Genomic DNA, 5,229 nt, shown 5'->3' with positions numbered 1-5,229 from the left:
ATGTGGTAATATAATAAATAAAAAAGAGTAAATCTTGTATTCAGGGAAGATGATATCATGACAGAGAAAAAGGGAATGAAAAGGATATGGGGAATCATCATGCTTGCGGTACTGTTATGCAGCGGCATGCGGGTATCGGCGGCTGACGAAGGGAGAGTCCTGTTTATCAGCTCCTATTCTTATGCGTGGGACACTGTGCAGATACAGATTGACGGAATCAAGAAGGGGCTGGGTGAAGGGATTGTACTGGATTATGAATTTATGGATACCAAGAGAGTGGATGATGAAACGTCCATAGAGTATTTTTACGAAAGCCTGAAATATCGTCTCTCCCAGGTGGAGCCCTACGATGTGGTGATTGTGGGGGATGACGCCGCTTTATTGTTTGCAAAGGAGCATAAGGAGGAGCTTTTTCCTGATACACCGCTGATCTTCGAGGGAGTCAATGATGAAGAGCTGGCGGAAGAGATGGTCCAGGATCCCTTGGTAATGGGGATACTGGAAAAGCTGTCTGTGGAGAAAAATATTGAGTTTGGATTACAAATCAATCCAAAGGCGTCTAAGGTGGTTGCTATTTTGGATAACAGCATAACCGGTGAGGCTGAAAGAAAGCGTTTTTTGCATGTGCAGAGCAGTATCCGGAGCTGGAGTTTTCGGAGATCAACACCTCCGAGCTGGATACATGGGAGCTGCAGCTTGCAATTAACAGCGTAAGTGAGGATACCATTCTCATTTACGTGGTGATGACGGAGGACGCAGATGGGAAAATTTATTCCAATGCAGAGTCCGTAGAGATGGTGGTCCGGTGGGCTAAGGTTCCTGTTCTGCGCATGGTGGAGGGCGATGGCATTGGAGAGGGACTGCTTGGCGGCAATGTGGTGTCCATGGAGCTCTCCGGTGAGATAGCCGCACAGCTGGCCACAGATATTATTAACGGGCAGGAAGTAGGGGATGATGGCAGCGTTATAGACAGTCCAAATGTTTATTGCGTGGATGAGGCTGTAATGAAAAAATTTGGCCTGGATATGTCGGTGCTTCCCGAAGACACGGTTATTTTGAACCATGAGGAAACCTTTGCAGAGCGTAACAGGGAAGCCCTGATTCCGGCGGGAATCCTGATGGCCGTGCTTATTTTGGTTATTTTGTGGATGCTTTATATGCAGGTAAAAAGAAAGAAGCTGATGGGGCAGCTGGAGGAGGCCACAAGTATTTTGGAATCTGCTTCACAGCATGATTTTCTGACGGGCCTTCCAAACCGCAGTAAATTTATGGAGGACCTTCAGAACTGTATCGACGAGAAGCGGCCGTGTACGGTGATGATGCTGGACATTGATGATTTTAAGACCATTAATGATACTTATGGGCACACTGCGGGGGACGACGCCTTGCGCCAGGTGGCTGCCCGATTGAAGGAAATTCAGACCCAGGTGCTCACGCCGTACCGCTATGCCGGCGATGAGTTTATCGTCATCATCCGCAGCAGCCAGAGCAAGATCGTGGAAAAGCTGGTGTTCCAATGCAGCCAGGTGTTTCATAAGCCCTTTGTGCTGGAGGGCAAAAAGGCTCAGGTGTGCGGAAGCATTGGCATTGCTTCCTATCCCCAAGATACGGAGGATATGAAGGAATTGATTGTGTATGCCGATAACGCAATGTATAAGGTGAAGAGAAACGGAAAGAACAGCTTCCTGTTTTATCAGACGGAGAAGCGGGAGGGAGGTCATTGAGCTTACATTATGCCTCCTGAAACGGCAGACTTGGAATGGATGGAGCGAGGGACGATGGCGGGCAAGAAGTATTATGCTGTAAAAAAAGGCGGCAAGACAGGTATATTTACCAGCTGGACAGAATGCAGGGCTTCTGTGGAGGGATACCCGGGAGCCTGTTATAAGGGCTTTGCCACTCTTTCGGAGGCCAAGGCCTATTTAGAGGAGGCAGATACCCCTGCTGCAGCTTCTTTGCAGCAGGGGCAGCTTTTGGCCTATGTGGACGGAAGCTACGACGATGCTTTGAAAAAGTATGCCTTTGGCTGTGTTTTTCTATTGCCGGACGGCAGAATTTTTACGGAGTATGGAAATGGCAGCAATGAGCAGTCTCTTAAGCTGCGCAATGTGACCGGAGAAATGCTGGGGGCTATGTTTGCGGTAAAGTTTGCCATGGCCAACGGGTTTGGCGCGCTGGAGATATGCTATGACTACCAGGGCATTGAAAAATGGGTGACGGGAGAGTGGAGGGCCAAGACGGAGCTGACGAAGAAGTATGCCCAGGCTATGCGTCTCTGGGGGGGAAAGGTGACGCTGCGCTTTACAAAGGTTGCGGCCCATACAAATGTGCGGTACAATGAGTTGGCGGACCAATTGGCAAAAACAGGGCTGGTACGGGGAAATGGCATCCCAAAGGTCCGGCGGATAGAGGAAATGGAGCCTTATGATGGAACAGATTCGATTGAATAAATATTTGGCGGAATGTGGTGTATGCTCCAGAAGAGATGCGGACAGACTGATTGAGGAAGGACGAGTGCAGATAAACGGCCAAAGAGCCTGCAAGGGACAGCTGGTATGTCACGGGGATGAGGTCAGGGTAAATCAGAAAATTGTGCAAAAGCAGAATCAGAAAACGGTGCTGGCTTTTTATAAGCCCACAGGGGTGACTTGTACAGAGCGGGATGTCCATGCGGAAAAAAAGATAACGGATGTAATTTCCTATCCGGTGCGGGTGACCTACGCCGGAAGGCTGGATAAGGATTCGGAGGGGCTTTTGCTTTTAACCAATGACGGAGAACTGATCGATGCCATAATGCGGGGAGCCAACCGGCACGAAAAGGAATATGTGGTTAAGGTAAACAAGGAGATAACACCGGAGTTTCTGGACAGAATGTCCGGCGGCATTTATTTGAGGGAGCTGGGGATTACCACCAGAAAATGCAAGGCAGAGCAGAGTGGGAAATATACCTTTCACTTGACACTGACTCAGGGAGTCAACAGGCAGATTAGACGTATGTGCAAGGCATGCGGATATCAGGTGAGGAGCCTGAAGCGTATTCGTGTGATGAATATTCTGCTGGACGGGCTGCATCCAGGGCAGTACAGGGAGCTCACAGGAAAAGAGCGGGAGGAACTCTATGCCAGGGCCGGTCTGTCAGGGAAGGCTTGAGAAATTAGAAATCAGAGATGAGAAAGCAGAAGTCAGAAATGAGAAATCAGAAAAAAGAGAGAACACAAAATGCAGACATCTAAAGTGGAGAGAATCAAATATCTGGTGGAGACGTTAAATAAGGCGTCGAAGGCCTATTATGCTCAGGACCGGGAGATCATGAGCAATTTTGAATATGATAAATTATATGATGAGCTGACAGCGCTGGAAGAGGAGACGGGAGTGGTTCTGGCCAACAGTCCTACAGTGAACGTGGGATATGAGGCGGTGGAGACGCTCCCCAAGGAGCGGCACGAGACGCCTATGCTTTCTCTGGGAAAAACCAAAAGCCGGGAGGAGCTGCGTGACTGGCTGGCGGGAAATCCTGCAATTTTAAGCTGGAAGCTGGATGGATTGACCATAGTATTGACATATCGTGAAGGGAAACTTGCAAAAGCGGTCACCAGGGGAAACGGAGAGATAGGGGAGGTTGTCACGAATAATGCCAGGACATTCAAAAATCTGCCTCTCCATATTTCTTTTCAGGGGGAATTGATTTTAAGAGGAGAGGCTGTTATCAGTTATTCGGATTTTGAAAAAATGAACAGCGAGATTGAAGATGCGGACGCAAGATACAAAAATCCAAGAAATCTCTGCAGCGGCTCAGTGCGTCAGCTGAATAATGAGATTACAGCAAAGAGAAATGTACAGTTTTATGCCTTTACCCTTGTGAAGGCCCAGGGGGAGGATTTCCATAATTCCAAGGAAGCCCAGTTTGCTTTTTTACAGGAGCAGGGCTTTGATGTGGTGGAGCATTGTCTTGTCACAGAGGAAAACATTCTGGAGACCATCGAAGAATTTGAACGAAAGGTGGAGACCTATGACATTCCTTCGGACGGCCTGGTGCTGACTTATGAGGATATTGCCTATGGGCAGTCTTTAGGGAGCACTGCAAAATTCCCCCGGGATTCCATTGCTTTTAAATGGGCGGATGAGCTTCGGGAAACGAGACTGATAGAAATTCAGTGGAGCCCAAGCAGGACGGGACTGATCAATCCTGTGGCTGTCTTTGAGCCGGTGGAACTGGAGGGAACTACGGTGAGCCGGGCCTCGGTTCACAATATCAGCATCCTGAAGGGCCTGAAGCTGGGAATCGGAGACCGGATTACGGTTTACAAGGCAAATATGATTATTCCCCAGATCGCCGAGAATTTGACCTGCAGTGATACCGTGGAGATACCAAAGACTTGTCCTGTGTGCGGGGGCAGGACGCAGATCAGACAGATAAATGAGGTGCAGTCACTGTACTGTACCAATGAAAAATGCGCGGCCAAACGCATCAAGGCGTTTACCCTTTTTGTGAGCAGAGATGCCATGAACATTGACGGTATGTCCGAGGCTACCCTGGAAAAATTCATCGACCGGGGATTTATCCGTGAGTACGCCGACCTCTTTCATCTGGATAAACACAGAGAGGAAATCGAACAGATGGAAGGCTTTGGAGAAAAATCCTGCCAAAATCTCCTGGACAGTATCGAAAAGGCCAGAAATACTACGCTGCCCAGAGTTATCTACGGACTGGGAATCGCGAATATCGGCGTGGCGAATGCAAAGATGCTGTGCCGGCATTTTGACTATCAGCTGGAACGAATGCAGAACGCCGATGTGGAAACCTTAAGCGCCATAGAGGGCGTGGGAGAAGTGATCGCGTCGGCATTTGTGGATTATATGAGGGATGGGGACAATCTCCAGAAAATAGAGAATCTGCTTAAGGAACTGAGGATAGAAAAGCCGGAGACTTCCGGGGAACGTACCCTGGAGAATATGAGTTTTGTGGTCACAGGCTCCCTGCAGCATTTTGAGAGCAGAAACCAGCTCAAGGAGCTTATCGAGGAAAGGGGCGGCAAGGTGACGGGAAGCGTTACCGGAAAAACGGTCTGTCTGATCAACAATGATATTTCTTCTGCCTCGTCCAAAAATAAGAAAGCAAAGGAGCTGGGGATTCCCATTGTAACAGAAGAGGAATTTATGGAAAAATATTTGCAAGAAAGTCTAACTATTAAAAGTCAAGACCTAAAATAAAAATTTTGTATGAATTGC

At 48.4% G+C, this 5,229-nt stretch carries 5 protein-coding genes; all 5 read left to right on the top strand.

Annotation, left to right across the window (positions count from 1 at the left end; all coding sequences use genetic code 11):
- Nucleotides 1-57: 57 nt before the first annotated feature.
- The 5 genes from AC1WIP_RS10890 (at nucleotide 58) to ligA (ending at nucleotide 5,211) form a co-directional block, all read left to right on the top strand.
- Nucleotides 58-714 carry a hypothetical protein gene (locus tag AC1WIP_RS10890; protein WP_481141850.1) on the top strand — a complete coding sequence of 219 codons (657 nt, stop codon included), beginning with the start codon at nucleotides 58-60 and terminating at the stop codon, nucleotides 712-714.
- 29 nt (nucleotides 715-743) lie between these two features.
- A complete protein-coding gene (locus AC1WIP_RS10885) occupies nucleotides 744-1,724 on the top strand; it encodes a GGDEF domain-containing protein (RefSeq protein ID WP_481141851.1) in 981 nt (326 codons plus the stop codon).
- 54 nt (nucleotides 1,725-1,778) lie between these two features.
- On the top strand, nucleotides 1,779-2,450 hold the full coding sequence (locus tag AC1WIP_RS10880; protein WP_481141849.1) for a ribonuclease H1 domain-containing protein: 672 nt from the start codon (nucleotides 1,779-1,781) through the stop codon (nucleotides 2,448-2,450).
- Nucleotides 2,425-3,150 (top strand): pseudouridine synthase, encoded by a 726-nt coding sequence (locus AC1WIP_RS10875; protein WP_481141848.1) that lies wholly within the window; start codon nucleotides 2,425-2,427, stop codon nucleotides 3,148-3,150. Before AC1WIP_RS10880 ends, AC1WIP_RS10875 begins: the two co-directional genes overlap by 26 nt.
- 69 nt (nucleotides 3,151-3,219) lie before the next feature.
- Nucleotides 3,220-5,211, top strand: coding sequence for an NAD-dependent DNA ligase LigA (ligA, locus tag AC1WIP_RS10870; protein ID WP_481141847.1), 1,992 nt, complete (start codon nucleotides 3,220-3,222; stop codon nucleotides 5,209-5,211).
- Nucleotides 5,212-5,229: the final 18 nt, after the last annotated feature.

It is taken from the genome of Acetatifactor sp. (assembly GCF_982438285.1).
This window is presented reverse-complemented; position numbering and strand designations above follow the sequence as displayed.